Genomic DNA, 16307 nt, shown 5'->3' on the forward strand with positions numbered 1-16307 from the left:
CAATCCTCGTCAGGAGAAAGTCATTGCGCGTCTGTTCGAGGCGGGACCGGATGGCTTTATCGGTGGCCTCAGCGCGGACAACTATCTCGCCATCACCCGCACGTCGCGCGCCACCGCCACCCGCGATTTGCAGGACCTGGTCGACAAAGGGGCGTTGACACGCAGCGGCCAGCTTCGATTCACTCGATACGCCCTGAACTGGGCAAGCGGAACAAATTGAGTAACGCATTTCTGTTTCTGATTCAAAGTCAAGATCATCAGTATCCGCATCAAGCCCCTCTTATGCCGAGTAAAAGTCAAGAACGACGATCACGGTTTCAGTGCTCAGATAAGGCTTCCTGCCAATTTTGGCCACCATAGAATAAGCCAAGCACAATAACTTCTTGCGCAGTGACATTGAACGCGATCGTTACTCTGCGTTCAAACCCAACGGTTTGCAGCCCTTCGCGTATATCGTTCCGCAAAGTGCCACGTTCAGAAGCGTAGTCGAAGCCGCGTATATAGCTCTCGAGCCTATCGATGTATCCAAGTGCGGTATCAGGCGATGCTCTTTCGGCTATCCAATCATAAAGAGCCACCAGATCCGTTTCCGCTTCCGGGGACAAGACTACGGATCTGCAGATCACTTGCGAACTTTCACGCGTTCAGCATGTCGATTACGAACTGAGGCAAAGGCAGAATCAACGGTCACCGCACGGGATGGATCTGATTTCATCGCATCGTAAGATGCAGAAACCGCATTATTTAACCACCGTTCAATCACTTCATCCCGCTCTCTTAATGCTCGAATACCAGCACGCACAACCTCACTGACTGAAGCGTAATCACCGTTCTTGACTTTGGATTCGATGAAAGCTGCCTGCTCACTAGGAAGGCTAATCGTGCGTTTTTCGATATTGGCCATTCTTCTTCCTTTAGCAATGCATCATATCAGGTGTGAACAATTCATACCAGAACTCGAACTCAATGCAAAGGGCTCTCGAATTGATGCTAACATCGAACTACGCATTCCCACTTGAGACAAGAACAAAAAGTCATTCAATTTGCCAAAAGCATCTGCCCTCGCATGCATTTCCAGATTGCCAGTCAAGAACATCGAGGAACTTCGTGAACCTGCGTAAAACGCTTCATCGGGCTAACCGATGAAGCGATTCAAAGAGCGTACCGGAACAGTTAGTCGGCGCTCGCGCGCCCTAGCATGTTTCGTTCCAAACATTTGATCTGCCACCAATCACTACGTGTTGCTGAACTCCGGTTTGAAGTCTTTGGAAGTATTTACTGACCCTTTGTGCCAACGGCGCGTCCCGTCTCATGACCACCCCTCAGCCATTGGAATCACGTCGCAAGATTGTGTTTGCATGCGTAAGTCGGCTTCCTCGCTGTTAACGAAGTTCACCGCTATTACGGCGCAATCGACAGTCGGCCGTCGCTGACGCAGCAACGGATATTAAATCCCAACCACTCGAAGATGATTGCAACGCCGGATTAGAGGAGACGCGACGATTTCACGTCACATCTATATGCAGCATTTTTTCGCCCTACAGCCAAAATTATATCCCGTTTCCCACGTCCGGGTTTCAGACCACCTAACCTTTTACCGCACCGGCGGTCAGGCCGCTGACAATCTAGCGTTAAAAGGCCATCACCAACAAAAACAGGGGGTGATAGAAAAAGCTGTACAACTCCGTCGTGATCACGCCGGGCTACATTACCGGCATAATCACTCTTCGTCTGATAATGCGTGCAACCATCGACACGCGCGGCTACATGGAATTCGTCGCAATTTTAACACTCAAATCGTTAGATGACCTGAGCCGGAACCGCTGTTCCGCTGGCGGAGAAGATATGCATGTCCTTTGTCGAGGCCGTGAATGTTAATTTATTTGATAACCTCCCATCCACTTCCTCAGGGGTCTTGATCAGATATTTGGTGTCGGAACCAGCCATGTCGATATAAAGGATTTGCGCCTCGCCCAGATGCTCTACAAGATCTACGACACCAGAAAAGACCGGGCCATCAGTTTTGTCGTGGGCAATCCTGGTATTCTCGGGTCGAATTCCAAGGCTAACTCTATCACTGAGTGCGAAAGTTCCATCGCTGGCTTCAAGGGCAAGTTTCGTCCCACAATCAAGATGACAAGTATAACTGCGTCCCATGGCTTCCGATATGGTGCCCGCGAGTATGTTCATGGCTGGAGAACCGATGAACTGGGCCACGAAAAGGTTGGCGGGCTTTCTGTAGAGCTCGACGGGTGTGCCGATCTGCTCGATGTGTCCGTCTTTAAACACGACGATGCGATCAGCCAGTGTCATCGCTTCCACTTGATCATGCGTGACGTAAATCATTGTGATATCGGGCATGCTTTGTTTGAGCTTCGCCAGTTCTATACGTGTTGCAACCCGCAAGGCTGCATCAAGATTCGACAAGGGTTCGTCGAACAGGAACACACGTGGATTTCTGACGATTGCGCGGCCGATCGCAACGCGTTGTCTCTGTCCGCCGGAAAGGGCTTTTGGCAAGCGCTGCAGATAATCGCTGAGTTGGAGAATCTCGCCTGCTTTTTTAACGCGTTTGTCGATCTCGGTCTTTGCCACGCCGGCAATACGGAGACCAAAAGCCATATTCTCATAGACGGTCATATGTGGATAAAGTGCGTAGGATTGGAAAACCATCGAAATACCGCGCTTGGATGGAGCCACATTATTCATGCGCTCCCCGGCGATGACAAGATCACCGGATGTGATTGTTTCCAACCCGGCAATTGACCTCAGCAAAGTTGACTTTCCGCAACCGGACGGTCCGACGAAAACGATAAATTCGCCCGATTTGATATCAAGATCGATGCCATGGAGTACTTCCAGGTTGGCATAGGATTTACGTATGTTCTTCAGCGACAGGTCGGCCATCGTTCCCGTTCCTTTTATTATTCTACGCGCGGTGGTTTCGTTCGCTCACGGAGCCAGACTTGCCAGAAACCTTGTTATGAGACCTGGGGCACGATTGAGGATTTCGACATCGTTCTTTTTCCGAATAGCTCGGCGGACGATTCTGGCTCCTAGATAGCGCACAGGTTCGGGCGGAAGTTTGGTCCGCTTTTCGATCCCGACCAGTCCGCACCGGCTCCATTTGTCCGTCCGGCCCAAGACGAGGCTCGCCATGATGCGGCCTGCAACCGGTGTTTGGGCTATGCCGGTGCCGTTGAACCCGAGAGCATAAAAAATATTGGGATGCTGCTTGAGATGATCGAACACCGGCAGATGTTGTGCAGTGCAATCGATCGGACCGCTCCAGTCATAAAGGATCGGCACATTTTTCAGCTGAGGATAAACCCGGTGAAGCTCCCGGATATTGTCAGCGCCGCCATCACCGCTGCGGTTGAAACGAGCGTCAATTCGATCCTTATAGGTGATGCCGCCTGTTCCCCGTCCGAAAACAACCTGACCGGATGGCGTGCGTTGATAGTAGAGCACGTGATGCTGCGCATCGCAGATTGAAGCGCCATCGATCCATCCGATGCGTTCGAGCACATTTTCCGCAGGTGCCGTCGCGATGAGCTGACTGCTCACGACATAAAGATATGGATGCAATTCGGGGATTGCGGAAGCCCACGCATTGATGGTCAAAACGACCTTCGCGGCGGAAAGCGTGCCATGTGCCGTTCGAAGTTTCGGTTGCTCGCCTGTGACGATCTCCAGGACGGGGCTTTGCTCATGAATGACAATTCCCCTCGCAAGAGCCAACTGGCGAAGGCCCAGAGCAAGCTTTGCCGGCTGGACAGTGCCTGCCCGGTCTTCCACGATACCGACATAAGAAGCCTTCGAACCGGTGCGGCGTTCGATGTCTTCTGCACTCAATGTCCGGAATGGATTAGATCCGGATTTTTGACAGAGATCGTAAGCCTTGGACCAGGCGCCTTCCTGGGCCGAAGAGCTGGCCGTCCAAAGCCAACCGTCAAGCCGCAGATCCATGTCGATGGTTCCGCGATCCTGCAAAGCTTTCAGTTCGTCGATCGCATCGCATGTCGCCTGGCACAGCATGCGCGCATCGTCATCGCCCACGAGGTCGCGCAACATGTCGATTTCGGCAAACCAGCTATGCACCTGCCCGCCATTGCGTCCCGATGCGCCGGAACCGCAAAAATCCGCTTCCAGGATCGTGATACGCGTCTGCGGCGCTTGTTCCTTGATCCGCAGCGCCGTCCACAGTCCGGCATATCCTCCGCCAACAATTGCAATATCGCATTGTTCGTCGCCGGTGAGAGGCGCGGCGATCCTGTCAGCGCTGATGCTTTGCAGCCAGAAAGAACGGTCCTGTTTCGCGGCGACAACGGGTGGTCGCATTTTAATAATGCTCATATTCAGACCTTTTGCGCTGTTGCGATGACGTCATCGTATTTGCTGAGCAGCCATTGCGGGATGGGCTGCACGCGCTGCGGAAAACCGCCAAGATGCGTGCAGGTTTCGGATGCGCGGATAGCTGCCTGACGAAGTGCCGCCTCTTCGGAATAACCTTCAAAGAAATGGGCCGTCAGAAAGGTCGCGATAAAGCTGTCGCCGGCACCGCAGGTATCCACCACGCTTACAGGCACCGAGCCTGCCGAAAACAATTGGCTTCCATTGTCGTAGAATGAACCGCGCTTTCCGCAGGTCACGACAATCTTCTGCGCGCCAGCCTGCTTGAAGCGCGCGATCAACGGCTCCACCGGCTCTTCTGGATCGTCGGGACCCGACGCAAAGACAAGCGGGACACCTTCAAGCGACAGGTCGAAATGCCGTGTCGAGACGTCCACGCTGAACCCGATCCCGTCTTGCACCAGCTTGCGCACCAGTTTTTCACTGGAATTGGTCCCAAGATGGGTCCAGTCGGAAAAGAGCAATTCCTGATATCGCTGTGTATCCGGAATGTAGTTCTCGCCGACGCCCAGAGATTCAAGCAGGAAATGTCTTTCGCCTGCATCATCGGTCAACAGCGTAACCGCTGATTTTCCTTGCAGAATTTCAACGTCATCACGCGCCAGTCCGGCATCATCGATAATGCCAAGCATGATATCGGCTTCTTGATCGGGAGCCAGGGCGCCAAAATAGCGGGCACCATATCCAAGCCGTTTCCATTGCACGGCGACATTGAGGGCGTTTCCGCCAACCGTGACAAAACCCTTGTTCAGATAAGCATCAAGACAATTGTCACCGACGGCAATAAGATTGGGATTTGCGTTCTTCATCATCATTCCGCAGTATCAAAATGAGGAGCGATTGCATCAAGGCAGCGCCGCCAGGCCGCAGCCGGGTCCAGCGCATACGAACCATTGCCAAAGGGCTCGAAGGTCAAAGTACCCTCGAAAGAATGGTCAGAGATTTCGGCAAGATAATCGTCCAGTGGAAGGTTTCCGTCGCCCCAGACAAGGTGCCCTGACGGAGTTCCGTCAACGATATGAATATGGGCAAGGCGCTTGCCAAATCGCTTCATATAGCCACCGATCTGATCTCCGGCAGCAGCCATCGCAACCAGATCGAGGACCAGATCGACATTATTGGTATTCAGGTCCCGCCAAAGCCGTTCGAGATCGGCGGCATTGTTGGCGATGTTGCTTTCAAGACGCTGCAAGGGTTCGAGCAGACATCTGATACCAAGGCCGGCTGCATGCGTAGCAATTTTGCTCAAGGATTCAACGGAGTGAGCCCAGGCGAGATGGCGGCTCTCGCATTCAAAGCCACGACCGGGCGTCAAAAAGAGATAGCTCGCGCCCAGTTCGGCACTGATATCAGCTGCACGCAGGAAGCAATCCACACTCTTCTCGCGATAGATCCTGTCGCCCGAGGCTATATTGACCGGATACAGGACCTGCTCGGGTGTGAAGCAATGTACACTGATCCCGTTATCGCCGAGAATTGAGCGGAGTTCCGCCAGTCGCGCCGGGCTGCCATGAAACAGATCGAGATGGGGGGCTATCCCCCAAAGCTCCATGCGTTTGAAACCCATCTGGCGAAGTTGCCCGGCAACCCATTGGAAGGGATGGTGCTGAAAGGAGAAATTCGCACCGATCAACTGTTCACATCTTAACATTTCTCGCTCCGTTATTTGCCGATGCCTTCAGCCAGACCGCGTATGAAGAAGCGCTGTGCGGCGAAGAAGACAATCAGGATTGGGAGTGCGGACAATGTCATTGCGGCAAAGACAACGGCATAGTTTGTTCCGTGTTTTGCCATAATGGACGTCAACCCCACTGGCAGGGTCTGGACATCGGCGCCACTGGTAAAGATCATGGCGAAGAGATATTCGTTCCAGGCAAAAAGAACGTGCAGGATCACGCAGGAAACGAGGATCGGTTTGCAAAGCGGCAAGGTCACCCGCCAGAAAATCTGGCCCTCGCTTGCGCCGTCCATCACCGCCGCTTCGTCGAGATCGCGCGGAAGCCCCAACATATAGGCGCGAATGAGGAAGGTGGTGAACGGGATACGGAATGCCGTGTAGAGTATGATAAGCGCCCAGTAGGTGTTATAGAGACCGAGCTGTTGCATGATCCGCACCAGCGGAATAACCGCGACCGTGGGGCTCAACATCAGACCGCCAAGCACTAGGCCGACAAAGAAAGGCTTGCCCGGCAGTTTCGACCGTGTCAGGCCATAGGCGGTCCAGGCGCTTATCAAAACCGTACAGACAGCCGAAACCAGCGTGACGATGATGCTCGTTGCAATATAGTTCCTGATGCCCTGGTTCCAGGCAGCGATGTAGTTATCGAGCGTAAAGTCCGTCGGCAGCGCAAACGGTTCGCCGAATATCTCGGAATTGGTTTTGAAGCCGTTCAAAGCCATCCACAGAAGCGGATAGATAACCACAATACCGAGGCAGATCAGAAAGGTCACGAGACAGACCCTGGCCAATAGCTGCACGAAATCGGTGCGTTCCGTTTCGCGTGTCTGATAGGAGGCGTTCATAGATACACCCTCCGTCTCTTTGTGTACCAAAGCTGTCCGAAGCCCGCCAGCAACGTAATGATAAAGATTACCGATGCGATGGCTGCGCCATAACCGAAATCGTTTTCAATGAAGCCCTGCTGGTAAAGCCATGTTCCAAGCACCTGACTGGAGTTGTTGGGACCGCCGCCCGTCATCACCATGACTTCGTTGAAGACCTGAAACGCACCGGTGATGGTAACGATCACCATGAGGCCGGTCATTTCACGAGTCAGCGGAAAGGTGATGTTCCACAAGCGGCGCCACATACCGGCGCCATCCATGATCGCCGCATCGTAGAGTTCGCGCGGGATCTTCTGGATTGCAATGGCAAACAACAAGGTCGAGTATCCGAAGCCCTGCCACTGGCTCATTGCGATGATTGCATAGGTCGCGGTCTGTTCTTCTCCCAACCATGCGCGAGACCAGGCGCCCAGCCCCAGATGGGTCAAGGCGGAGTCCAGCAGCCCGATATCGGGCTGATAAATGAAGTAGAATAACAGCCCCGTCACGGTGATCGAAATCGCCGACGGTACGAAATAGACGGCGCGCCAGAACCTGCGCCAGGTTTCCTGTTGCAAACCTTCAATGATCGCAGCAAGCACGAATGCGCCAAAAACCTGGAAAACAACTGAAATGACTGCATAAAGCGTGTTGTTGAGAATTGCCGTCCATATTACCGGATCGTCTTGCAGACGCCGATAATTATCCAGACCGACAAAGGCTGTTTCACCCGTGAAAATATCCTGATTTGTCGTACTGACGATGAAATTGTCTATGATTGGATAATAAACAAACCACAAGATCAGAACGAACGCGATCAGAACCCAACGGAACGACAGCAGCTTCGCCAGCAAACCGGACTTGTCCAATTCGGACCCGTCCGGTCGGGAGACGCCGTTTTTGGCGGCCTCCCCCTTATATTCACGCTTCATGACAGTCATCGGCCGACAACATCCTTATTTGGAAGAGGCTGCTGCTTGTTTCACCTTTTCCATAACCTGCTCCGGTGTCATGGAACCACCAATCAGGGCTTGCAGACTTGAAAGCCAGGCAGCGGCGACGCGCGGCGGGTTTGCAGTATCGAGCCACGGCACCAGATAGGACGAATCCGCGATAACCTTGAGCCCTTCAACGACAGATGGGTTCATGCTCTCGGACGAATAGCCGCCGACAGTGGCGCTGGGCTGCCCATAAGGCGGCGCCGACAGAACCTTGCCGTTTTCCGGAGAAGTGATGAACTTCATGAAGTCGATGGCCAGCGGAACATTCTTCGATGCCGCATTGATCATGTAGCCCTCGGGCGCGCCTTCGATCGATTTGACGTCGCCCTTTGCATCCTTGGGTGCGGGTAGCTTAAAGAAGCCGAAGTCTTCCTTCTTCAATGCGCCATCGGCTGTGCTCTGGTCGAATTCGATGATTTCCTGATAGTACATTGCGGACTTGGCGTTGCTGAACTGTTGCAGTGCCGAGGCATAGGACGAGCCGTTGGTACCTGCACCGTCCGAACATTCGTCGATGAGCTGCTTCAATTGCTTCAGGCTCTCGACATAACCTGCATCCGAATATTCGGCGGTTTTCGGGTTGAAGTCCTTTTCAAGGGTTGCTTGCGGTACGTTATAGGCGAGAAGCTGTCCAGCGAAATGCACCGCCGGCCATCCCTCTTTGTTTCCAAACGAAATCGGCACCACATTGGACTTGCGCAAGGCAGCACATGCGCCGATCAACTCATCGAAACTCTTCGGTTCGGCCACCCCCGCCTTGGCAAAAAGCGCCTTGTTGTAGCCCATGAACTTGGCGTCCAGATAAAGCGGAATCCCGTATAACTTGCCATTATACTGGAAGGCGCTCACAGCGGCATGGGCAAGCTGTTGTCCCCATGGCGTATCCGGACCGATGACCTTGGTCAGATCGACCGCACGGTTGCCGCGCACGAAGTTCTCACCCCAGCTACCGGTCCAAGTGAAATAGATATCCGGCAAGGAATTCGATGCGACCAGAGCCTTGGTCTTGCCCTTTACGCTATCGTCACTTTCCTGGATAAGCTCAACCTTTACATCAGGATGCAGCTTCTCGTATTCCTTGGCGGCATTGACGAAATAAGGTGAAAGCTGCTGGAGGCCGAACTTCGTCAGAATGCTCAACGTGCCGGAATATTCGACCGGAGCATCGGGTTCGGCAACAACGGCGTCCTTTGCAAGGGCTACATCGATATTGCTTGCGGCCAATCCAAGCACCATGAGCGATGCGAGGCTTGTGGTGCTCAAAAACGTCTTGCGTTTCATTTCAAAGTTCCTCTCTTTTGGCTATTGTTTCTTGATATTCGTCTGAATACGGAAACCCGATCCGGCGGAACCGGACCGGGACCTGTTTTAGTACTCGACGCGCTTGTAATAACGCCGTGTGGTCAGCGGATGGTCGCGCAGCACTTCCAGATGAGCACTCAGGCGCTCCAGCATGGTTGCGAGGATGATTGGAGAAATCAGGCTCCGCGTCTTCTCGGAAACACCCGGCAGCTTGGCTGCGGCTGCGTCGAGAATACGAACTTTATCCGTGTAGCGCTTGGCGAAGTTCTCAACCCGGTCCGTCAGCGGACGGCAGGCATCCTCACCCTTGAAAATGAACAGGCTGACACCCGGTTCGACCAGCTCCAGCGTGCCATGGAAGAAATCCGAAGCATGAACAGGACGCGTCCTGATCCATTGCATTTCTTCAAGAATGCACATGCCGTAATAATGAGCCTCTGGCCACGCAGATCCCGCCCCTGTGAAGATATGGTAGTTCTCGTCTTTGATTTCCTGCGCAAGCGCGGCTGCGCTTGCTTCAAAATCTTCCTTCACGGAGACCAGCAGTTCGGGAAGCAGCTTCAGTTCGGAAACCGTTGCATCGAAATCGGCATATTCACCGCGTTCGGCTAGCAGCGCCAGCACGATGAGCAAGGTCTGCAGGTAGAACGATTCCGACGACGTGTCGTCCTCCGCAAAATTCGTGAAATTGTAATCGGCATCGAGCCCGAGAGGCGTATCCTTGTGTCCGGTCAGCGACAGGGTTTTCACACCCTTCTTTTTCAAGAACGCGAGAAGCTGCACGCTTTCCTTGGTCGTCCCCGACAGGGACGGTAGGATAACCAGCGCCTTTTCGTCCAGTCCGGCGGGCGCTTCGAGGACAACCTGGGCGGAAAATGCCGCTGAAACCGGAAACACCGTCGAGTTGCGCGCAAGCTCGATCGCGGGCTGGGTCAGAAACTGCACACCGCCCGTCCCCATGAAGAAAATGCGTTCCAGGCCGTCGTCGAGCAACTTACGCACCAAAGCGCGTACATCGTCGGCGATTGCGACCGCGCCGCCCTGTATTTTCACAAAGCGATCTTTATCGAAGTTGAGCATTACTACCTTCCCGTTTGCGCAGTTGAAACCTCGAGAAAAGCCCGAACCGGTTTTGCGCCTGTAACTCGTTGAGACAATGTGAGATCGATCTCACATATATCTAGCGCACAAGAATTTTCTTCTGGCAAGTGGGTTTTTGAAATTTTTTAAAGGGCCAGGTTTTGGTCGTCGTCAGCTTAACGACGGCTTACCGAACCTCTGACTATCAGCTTGGTTTCAAAGCTTATTTTCTGCGGAGGTCGCTTTTTCCCCGCGATTTTCTCAAGCAGGAGCCGGCCCGCGGCCCGACCGATTTCCGACACCGGCTGAGCAACGACAGTGATCTGCGGATCGGTAAAAGTGGCCAGATTAAAATCGTCAAAACCGATCAAAGACACATCGTGAGGAATCGATATACCCATCGAGCGGAACGCCAAAAGCGCCCCCTGCGTCATCAAACTGTCCACCGTGAACAGTGCTGTCGGAGGATTTCTGCGACTGAACAGGCGTATGGTCGCATCGATGGCGTGTTCAACCGTCGATTGCGAGACCGATATCATTTTTTCATTCGGCTCTATACCATGCGCGAGCAACGCAGTCTTGTAACCGTTGAAACGCTCGCGTGACGTAAAGATGCGCGCATCGTCCTGCAAAAGCGCAATATTCTGGTGCCCCATTCCGATCAGATACTCAATGGCCTTGCGCGCGCCGCCTTCATTGTCAACAACGACGCTGTCGCACTCAATGCCTTGCGCCGCACGATCGATCAGCACCACGGGCACATTCTCATCGATCAGACGTTGCAGATGCAGATTATCCTCGGCTGAGGTTGGCGCTACTATGAAGCCTCGAATGCTGAGCGATTGCAAACTCGCCAGCAAGGATTTTTCCAGTTCCAATTGTTCTTCGCTGCTGGCGATGATGAGATTGTGCCCTTCTTCGCGCGCCAGCACTTCCACATCATGGGCAATTTTTGCAAAGAACGGATTTTGTATATCGCCGAGAACACAACCGATAATCGGAAGTTGACCGCTGCGCAAAGCCTGGGCCAGTCGATTGCCTCTATATCCGAGCTTCTCGGCGGCGGCCTGAACTTTTAGAGCCGTTTCATCACCAACATAACCGTAGCTGTTGAGCGCACGAGCAGCAGTGGCGCGTGAGACTTTTGCTAATGCTGCTACATCCTTCAAGGTCGCCGTTTTTTGCGTCATGTCATTTTCACAACTGATGATCCTTGACAGTAGTTATCATCCGCAGAAGCGCAAGAGTAGTACCGTTTATCAAATGATTTGCAGGTTGATCGATCGAAGATTATTTGGGCTCTGATCTATTGTGCGGTGAAAGGCCGGGCATATCAAAACAGCTTTCGTCGTATAAAACGGAATCGACCCGTCAGCTATTCTGACACTCTCGTGATGCGCTGATTGCCAGTCAGGAAACGCATGTGTCGATGGAGCGCAGACCGCTCGCCTTGATGGGAATTGAGCCCACGGCCCGTCAGTGATGTGGACAGTAATACATCATCTTGGATTATCAATGAATGTCGTGAATACGTTAGGGATTAATCAGTCCAGTCTTCTACTCGCAAGCCAGGAACACGATCAAATTCCCTACGATTGTTTGTAACGATTATCAATCCACGCGAGCGAGCATGGCCAGCGATCAATTGATCGTATGGACCGATTGGAGTTCCACTTCGGGCCAATTCGGCACGTAATTGGCCTGTATGGTTTGCTGCCGGTTCGTCATACGATAACACCTCAAGACGAGCTGCGAATCCCTCCACGACTAAAAGGTTCTTCTCAGGATGGGCAGACTTCTCCGCCCCGTAAATCAGCTCCATTAAACTGACTGAGCTGATGCATAACTGATCGTGGAAGCGGTTGAAGGCCTCGCGCACTTGCTGGGGCCGGTTCTTGATCGTGAAAATGCATATATTTGTATCCAGCATGTACTTCAGCATTAAAACGCCTCGCGTTCCTGTGAAGCAGGCTGATCACGCTCATTCATGAAGTCGGAAGTCGCCTCTAAGCCATCAAACCAGCTGTCCCAGACCTCACCAGCGGGTGCTATAATTCGAGTGCGCCCCACAGCAACAATATCGACGCGTTTCACATCAGCAGGCAAAGCTACGGCCTTTGGCAAGCGGATAGCTTGGCTTCGGTTGCTCTGGAATACGGCTCCCTGCTCCATCTGCGCCACTCCTAGTTCTATCCATATCGATATGATGTAATTAGTGCATCCAATGGGATATGTCAACGGGATATACATAACAGGATCCGACCAGACGAACAATCGATCTGACTATAACGAGCCTAGGGCCACTGGCTATTGCTGCACGCTGACTAGGAGCTATTAACCGTACGGCCAATTCAACGGGTTCATGCAGCTCCACTTCCAAATTGCCAGTCTAGATCGCCTTTTAATTATCAATGCTCATTACACCGGCTCTTGTTGAAACAAGAGCCCTACATAGATGGAACCGAGCCCATTCGATATAATAAACTATCTTCAAATAGCCACGTTTCGCATTGTTGCGGGCGATTTCTTAACTTATGAACCTACATGCAAAATAGCCCTGAAGGACGCTTAAGCTGCAACAATCGTTCCCTGAGCGACCGCCACCAGTATCGCATCGCAAACAATCTTGCATTGACACACAGCTTGCCGCTTCCCTTTGCTTAATGTCCAGGCATTTGCAAGCAATATACGGCCCTTGGCAGGTCGAACAAAGTTGATCTTGAATTCAGAGGTAAGCGCGTCACCGCCTAGAGCGAGCCCGCCTGCAAATGTCAGCGCATTATCTGCCAGATAGCTGATCACGCCTCCATGAACAAAGCCATGTTGCTGGGTATGATGCTCGCGGATAATCAGAGAGATATTTGCATTGCCATCACCGACAGCAACGAGTTCCGCGCCCAGATACTGACTGAAGGGCTGACTTAGAAATACCCTTCTGGCCAATTCTTCCACGTTCATCGTTTGGTCCTCCTTTCTTGCGGAAAGCCCCACCCTCAATTGATATGATCGCTTGCGGCCCGTCCCAGGAATAATGCTCATTGCCGGACTGTAAGCGGTGGCCCATCAACGTCGGCGTTAATGAACCTCTTCATGTTTCTGGCATCCCCTCCTCGCGTTCAGGTCGAGACGGAAACCTGCGCGGACTGCTCACGTAGATGAAATTGGACGCAAAAGCCCAGCTTAGATTGGAATTGTGCGCCAGCTATGAAGTCGATTTCGGCCTGTTGATAGTGATCCAGTCAATGACTGAGCGCGTGAGTAGACTGTTCTCTTCAGACAGACCGGGCCTGACGTGGGCAACAAATTCAACATCGGGCAACGAAGGCAGCAGCTCATTGGTGTCAACCGTCTGCAGTTTTGCGGGTATGGAACTCGAGTTCAATGGTGTGACCGCGAGCCCAGCTGCTGCCAATGCCGTCAAACTGCCGAGACTGGGACTGATGGTTATTATCAGCCATTTACAGTTTTTTGCAGCCAGCGCGACAAGAGCAGCATCCCGATAGGGACACGGTTCAGGAAAAACTGCGAGCGGGACGGTTGCTCCAGCTTCGAGCGAAGTCTTTCCGATTGCCCATCGGAGGGGCTCGTTCCACAAATGAATACCGGACTGGTCGCCACGGCATCGACAACCGATGATCAGGTCAAGTTCGCCCTTATCCATTATTCCCAGCAAAGAGTTTGTATTGGAAATCTGGATCTCTAGCGTTCGCCCCGAACGAGAGTCCTGAAACCTCTTCAATACAGATGGCAGCCAGGTGCTCGTCAAATCATCGGATGTGCCAATCCGCAAATGGACTGCGTTGGCGCTGCCTTTCATTAGTGTCCGCGCTTCCTCGCTCAGGCGCAGGATCGCCTTTGCGTAACCAAGCAGCGCCTGTCCTTGTGGGGTCAGTGCCACCGTGCGGGTATTGCGTTCGAGAAGAACGTTTCCCGCCTGCTCCTCCAGCCGCCGGATATGGGCGCTTACGGCGGATTGCGTCAAGTTGAGTTGCTGCCCTGCCTTTGTAAAACTTGATAGGCTGGCGACTGCCTCGAAGGTCCGCAACAGTACAATATCAAACACCGTTTCACCTCAGATCGTCATGAATAGCATGATGATAAATCGTTTCTCATGATGAATAAAGTTTGGTTCATTCTTTCTCGGCGGGAGATAGGAGATCGGCAGCATGTTGCTGGAAACCTGGATACCATTCGTCCTTGCCACACTGGTGTTCGCTTTCATGCCGGGTCCGGCCATTTTATATATGTCAGCGCAAACCCTGGCTTACGGGCAAAGAGCTGGCTTGATGGCAGCCCTCGGTATTCACCTCGGATGCTATGTCCATATAGCGGCGGCGTCTGCGGGGCTGGCGGCACTCCTGCACCATGCCCCCGTACTTTATTCATTCCTGCGGCTGGCGGGAGCTTTCTACATGTTGTGGCTGGGTGGAAGGATGATGTTTGCCTCCGTCGCAAACGAAGCAACCGAAATCTCCTCGCGGCACAGACGCGTTCTACGCGACAGCATCGTAGTCGAGATTCTCAACCCGAAGACTGCGTTGTTTTTTCTGACGTTCCTGCCCCAATTCGTCGATCCGCAAAGAGCGATGCCCGGTTGGCTTCAGTTCCTGCTGCTTGGTATCATCGTGAACGGAGCTTTCTCGCTCGGCGATCTTGCATCTGTGGCAATCGCCTCCTTCGCATCGCCACGCATTGCCTCCTCCGGTTTCGCTGACTGGATTCCGAAGGTTAGCGGTGGCGTCCTTGTCGGGCTTAGCGCCGCGCTCATGGTGCATTTCATTTGAACGGAACTTCAGCTCCCGAAGGCGATTATCGAATGGAGAGAAGGATGAGTATTTTGAAACGACCCTTTGCCGGAGCCTTAACCATTTCATTCCTGTGCATGCCAGCTGTGGCATCGGTCCATCAATGGGATGTCTATGAAAATTTGCGCTTCGGTTACTCCATCTGCTATCCGGCAGATCTTCTGACTGCTCAGCCCGAGGCCGATAATGGCGACGGCCGCAAGTTCACCGGCAAGTCGGGCGCAAAACTGGCGGTCTGGGGCAGCTACAATGTCCTCGAGCAGGACATGGATACCCTCATTGGCGGCCTTGCCGACGCTGGCGCCACCGTCACCTATCGCCGCGCTACAATGGACTGGGCCGTCGTCTCCGCTCACTGGAAAGGCAATGTTTTCTTCACCAAGCTCCTGCTAGAACGAAATGCGGCGGACGGCATCGACATAATTCGTGTCTTTCGTCTGATCTATCCTGCCAATGAGGTAAAAACCTATAACGCGGTGGCTGCGCGGCTGGCCCAATGCTTCAAGCAGACCGGTCGAGGCATCGACGACTGATTGCAACCCCTGCCTTCTGATCGCCATGATGAAAGGACAATACGATGAACCGGCAGCTGCTCGGACTTTCCCTGTTCTTTATCGGATCGCAGATGGCATGTCCCGCCGTGGCTGCCGACAGGCTGTTTGCACAAGCCACCGAGACTGACGATGAGCTCAAACAGCTCTTCAACCAGACTGGTGACATCTGCCTGCACAGCATAAGCCATGATGTCCAGATCGTCGTCGCCTGCGCATCAATGAGGATTTATGGCGTAGCGCTGAATGAAAGGGACTGGTGCTACGGGCACCGCGATGAACCGAACGCGCAGATGGATTGGCACCGCTGCGACGCAAGTTCCGAACGCTTTTCGCTCGACAAGCTGGTTGATGTTGGGATGTAAGGGACAATGCTGAAACCGATCTTCTTTTTTCTCATCAGCCTTCTGCTGCTGGTGCCGGTCTGCCTCTTCGTCGGATATGGGATAGGCGAAATCATCGCGGCTTTTGTCTATCCTGTAACGGTGTTGTCACGTTAAGTTTCTCTGGCCGGAAAGGCCAGGGGCTCGTAGATATTCAGGCGAAACAGGCCGCAATTTTCCATGCATCGAAAGCTTCGAGGCGATGGTAGCGAATTGTGTGTGCGGCTC

General features: G+C 53.1%; 19 protein-coding genes and 1 pseudogene. 5 read left to right on the forward strand and 15 right to left on the reverse strand.

Translation table 11 applies throughout. The features are described from left to right. Positions 1-220 (forward strand): annotated as a pseudogene (locus tag F9K91_RS24565) (DUF4172 domain-containing protein); the annotation flags it as partial. A gap of 97 nt (positions 221-317) precedes the next feature. On the opposite strand, the gene F9K91_RS24570 reads toward F9K91_RS24565, so the two are convergent. The 15 genes from F9K91_RS24570 to F9K91_RS24640 all read right to left on the reverse strand — a co-directional run bounded on the left by F9K91_RS24570 (position 318) and on the right by F9K91_RS24640 (position 14403). After that, the gene (locus F9K91_RS24570; RefSeq protein WP_151678983.1) at positions 318-626 is read right to left on the reverse strand and encodes a type II toxin-antitoxin system RelE/ParE family toxin; all 309 of its coding nucleotides are present in this window, start codon (positions 624-626) and stop codon (positions 318-320) included. Then, complete coding sequence (locus F9K91_RS24575) at positions 623-904, reverse strand: type II toxin-antitoxin system ParD family antitoxin (protein WP_109365726.1); 282 nt, start codon at positions 902-904, stop codon at positions 623-625. Before F9K91_RS24575 ends, F9K91_RS24570 begins: the two co-directional genes overlap by 4 nt. 896 nt (positions 905-1800) lie before the next feature. Beyond that, positions 1801-2907 carry an ABC transporter ATP-binding protein gene (locus tag F9K91_RS24580; protein ID WP_151678984.1) on the reverse strand — a complete coding sequence of 369 codons (1107 nt, stop codon included), beginning with the start codon at positions 2905-2907 and terminating at the stop codon, positions 1801-1803. Between the two features lie 45 nt (positions 2908-2952). Further along, a complete protein-coding gene (locus F9K91_RS24585; protein ID WP_235913433.1) occupies positions 2953-4341 on the reverse strand; it encodes an NAD(P)/FAD-dependent oxidoreductase in 1389 nt (462 codons plus the stop codon). Between the two features lie 17 nt (positions 4342-4358). Beyond that, a complete protein-coding gene (locus tag F9K91_RS24590; RefSeq protein ID WP_235913435.1) occupies positions 4359-5228 on the reverse strand; it encodes a PfkB family carbohydrate kinase in 870 nt (289 codons plus the stop codon). Continuing rightward, entirely contained in the window at positions 5225-6064 is an 840-nt protein-coding gene (locus F9K91_RS24595; protein WP_151678986.1) for a sugar phosphate isomerase/epimerase family protein, read from the reverse strand. The genes F9K91_RS24590 and F9K91_RS24595 overlap by 4 nt, the downstream gene beginning before the upstream one ends. 11 nt (positions 6065-6075) lie before the next feature. After that, complete coding sequence (locus F9K91_RS24600) at positions 6076-6936, reverse strand: carbohydrate ABC transporter permease (protein ID WP_151678987.1); 861 nt, start codon at positions 6934-6936, stop codon at positions 6076-6078. Further along, complete coding sequence (locus F9K91_RS24605; protein ID WP_151665611.1) at positions 6933-7898, reverse strand: carbohydrate ABC transporter permease; 966 nt, start codon at positions 7896-7898, stop codon at positions 6933-6935. The genes F9K91_RS24600 and F9K91_RS24605 overlap by 4 nt, the downstream gene beginning before the upstream one ends. Positions 7899-7913: 15 nt before the next feature. Further along, positions 7914-9239 (reverse strand): ABC transporter substrate-binding protein, encoded by a 1326-nt coding sequence (locus tag F9K91_RS24610; protein ID WP_151665612.1) that lies wholly within the window; start codon positions 9237-9239, stop codon positions 7914-7916. An 87-nt stretch (positions 9240-9326) separates the two neighbouring features. Further along, positions 9327-10340, reverse strand: coding sequence for an SIS domain-containing protein (locus F9K91_RS24615; protein ID WP_151665613.1), 1014 nt, complete (start codon positions 10338-10340; stop codon positions 9327-9329). A 176-nt stretch (positions 10341-10516) separates the two neighbouring features. Next, the gene (locus F9K91_RS24620; RefSeq protein WP_151665614.1) at positions 10517-11530 is read right to left on the reverse strand and encodes a LacI family DNA-binding transcriptional regulator; all 1014 of its coding nucleotides are present in this window, start codon (positions 11528-11530) and stop codon (positions 10517-10519) included. 350 nt (positions 11531-11880) lie between these two features. After that, entirely contained in the window at positions 11881-12282 is a 402-nt protein-coding gene (gene vapC, locus F9K91_RS24625) for a type II toxin-antitoxin system tRNA(fMet)-specific endonuclease VapC (RefSeq protein ID WP_151653781.1), read from the reverse strand. Further along, on the reverse strand, positions 12282-12512 hold the full coding sequence (gene vapB / locus F9K91_RS24630; protein WP_078341299.1) for a type II toxin-antitoxin system VapB family antitoxin: 231 nt from the start codon (positions 12510-12512) through the stop codon (positions 12282-12284). The genes vapC and vapB overlap by 1 nt, the downstream gene beginning before the upstream one ends. Before the next feature lie 396 nt (positions 12513-12908). Beyond that, positions 12909-13298, reverse strand: coding sequence for a PaaI family thioesterase (locus tag F9K91_RS24635; RefSeq protein WP_109989665.1), 390 nt, complete (start codon positions 13296-13298; stop codon positions 12909-12911). Between the two features lie 244 nt (positions 13299-13542). Then, complete coding sequence (locus tag F9K91_RS24640; protein WP_151653779.1) at positions 13543-14403, reverse strand: LysR family transcriptional regulator; 861 nt, start codon at positions 14401-14403, stop codon at positions 13543-13545. 103 nt (positions 14404-14506) lie between these two features. Here F9K91_RS24640 and F9K91_RS24645 point away from each other — a divergent pair, with 103 nt between their 5' ends. From F9K91_RS24645 to F9K91_RS26620, 4 genes are read left to right on the forward strand one after another with little or no spacing between them, the layout of a single operon-like run. Continuing rightward, a complete protein-coding gene (locus F9K91_RS24645; RefSeq protein WP_151678988.1) occupies positions 14507-15124 on the forward strand; it encodes a LysE family translocator in 618 nt (205 codons plus the stop codon). A gap of 44 nt (positions 15125-15168) precedes the next feature. Continuing rightward, positions 15169-15678: a hypothetical protein gene (locus F9K91_RS24650; RefSeq protein WP_151653775.1), complete on the forward strand. Its 510-nt coding sequence runs from the start codon at positions 15169-15171 to the stop codon at positions 15676-15678. 44 nt (positions 15679-15722) lie between these two features. Then, positions 15723-16061: a hypothetical protein gene (locus F9K91_RS24655; RefSeq protein ID WP_151653773.1), complete on the forward strand. Its 339-nt coding sequence runs from the start codon at positions 15723-15725 to the stop codon at positions 16059-16061. Between the two features lie 6 nt (positions 16062-16067). Then, positions 16068-16196 (forward strand): hypothetical protein, encoded by a 129-nt coding sequence (locus F9K91_RS26620; RefSeq protein ID WP_268891700.1) that lies wholly within the window; start codon positions 16068-16070, stop codon positions 16194-16196. Positions 16197-16307: the final 111 nt, after the last annotated feature.

The organism is Brucella tritici, from assembly GCF_008932295.1.
Taxonomy (GTDB): Bacteria; Pseudomonadota; Alphaproteobacteria; order Rhizobiales; family Rhizobiaceae; genus Brucella; species Brucella tritici.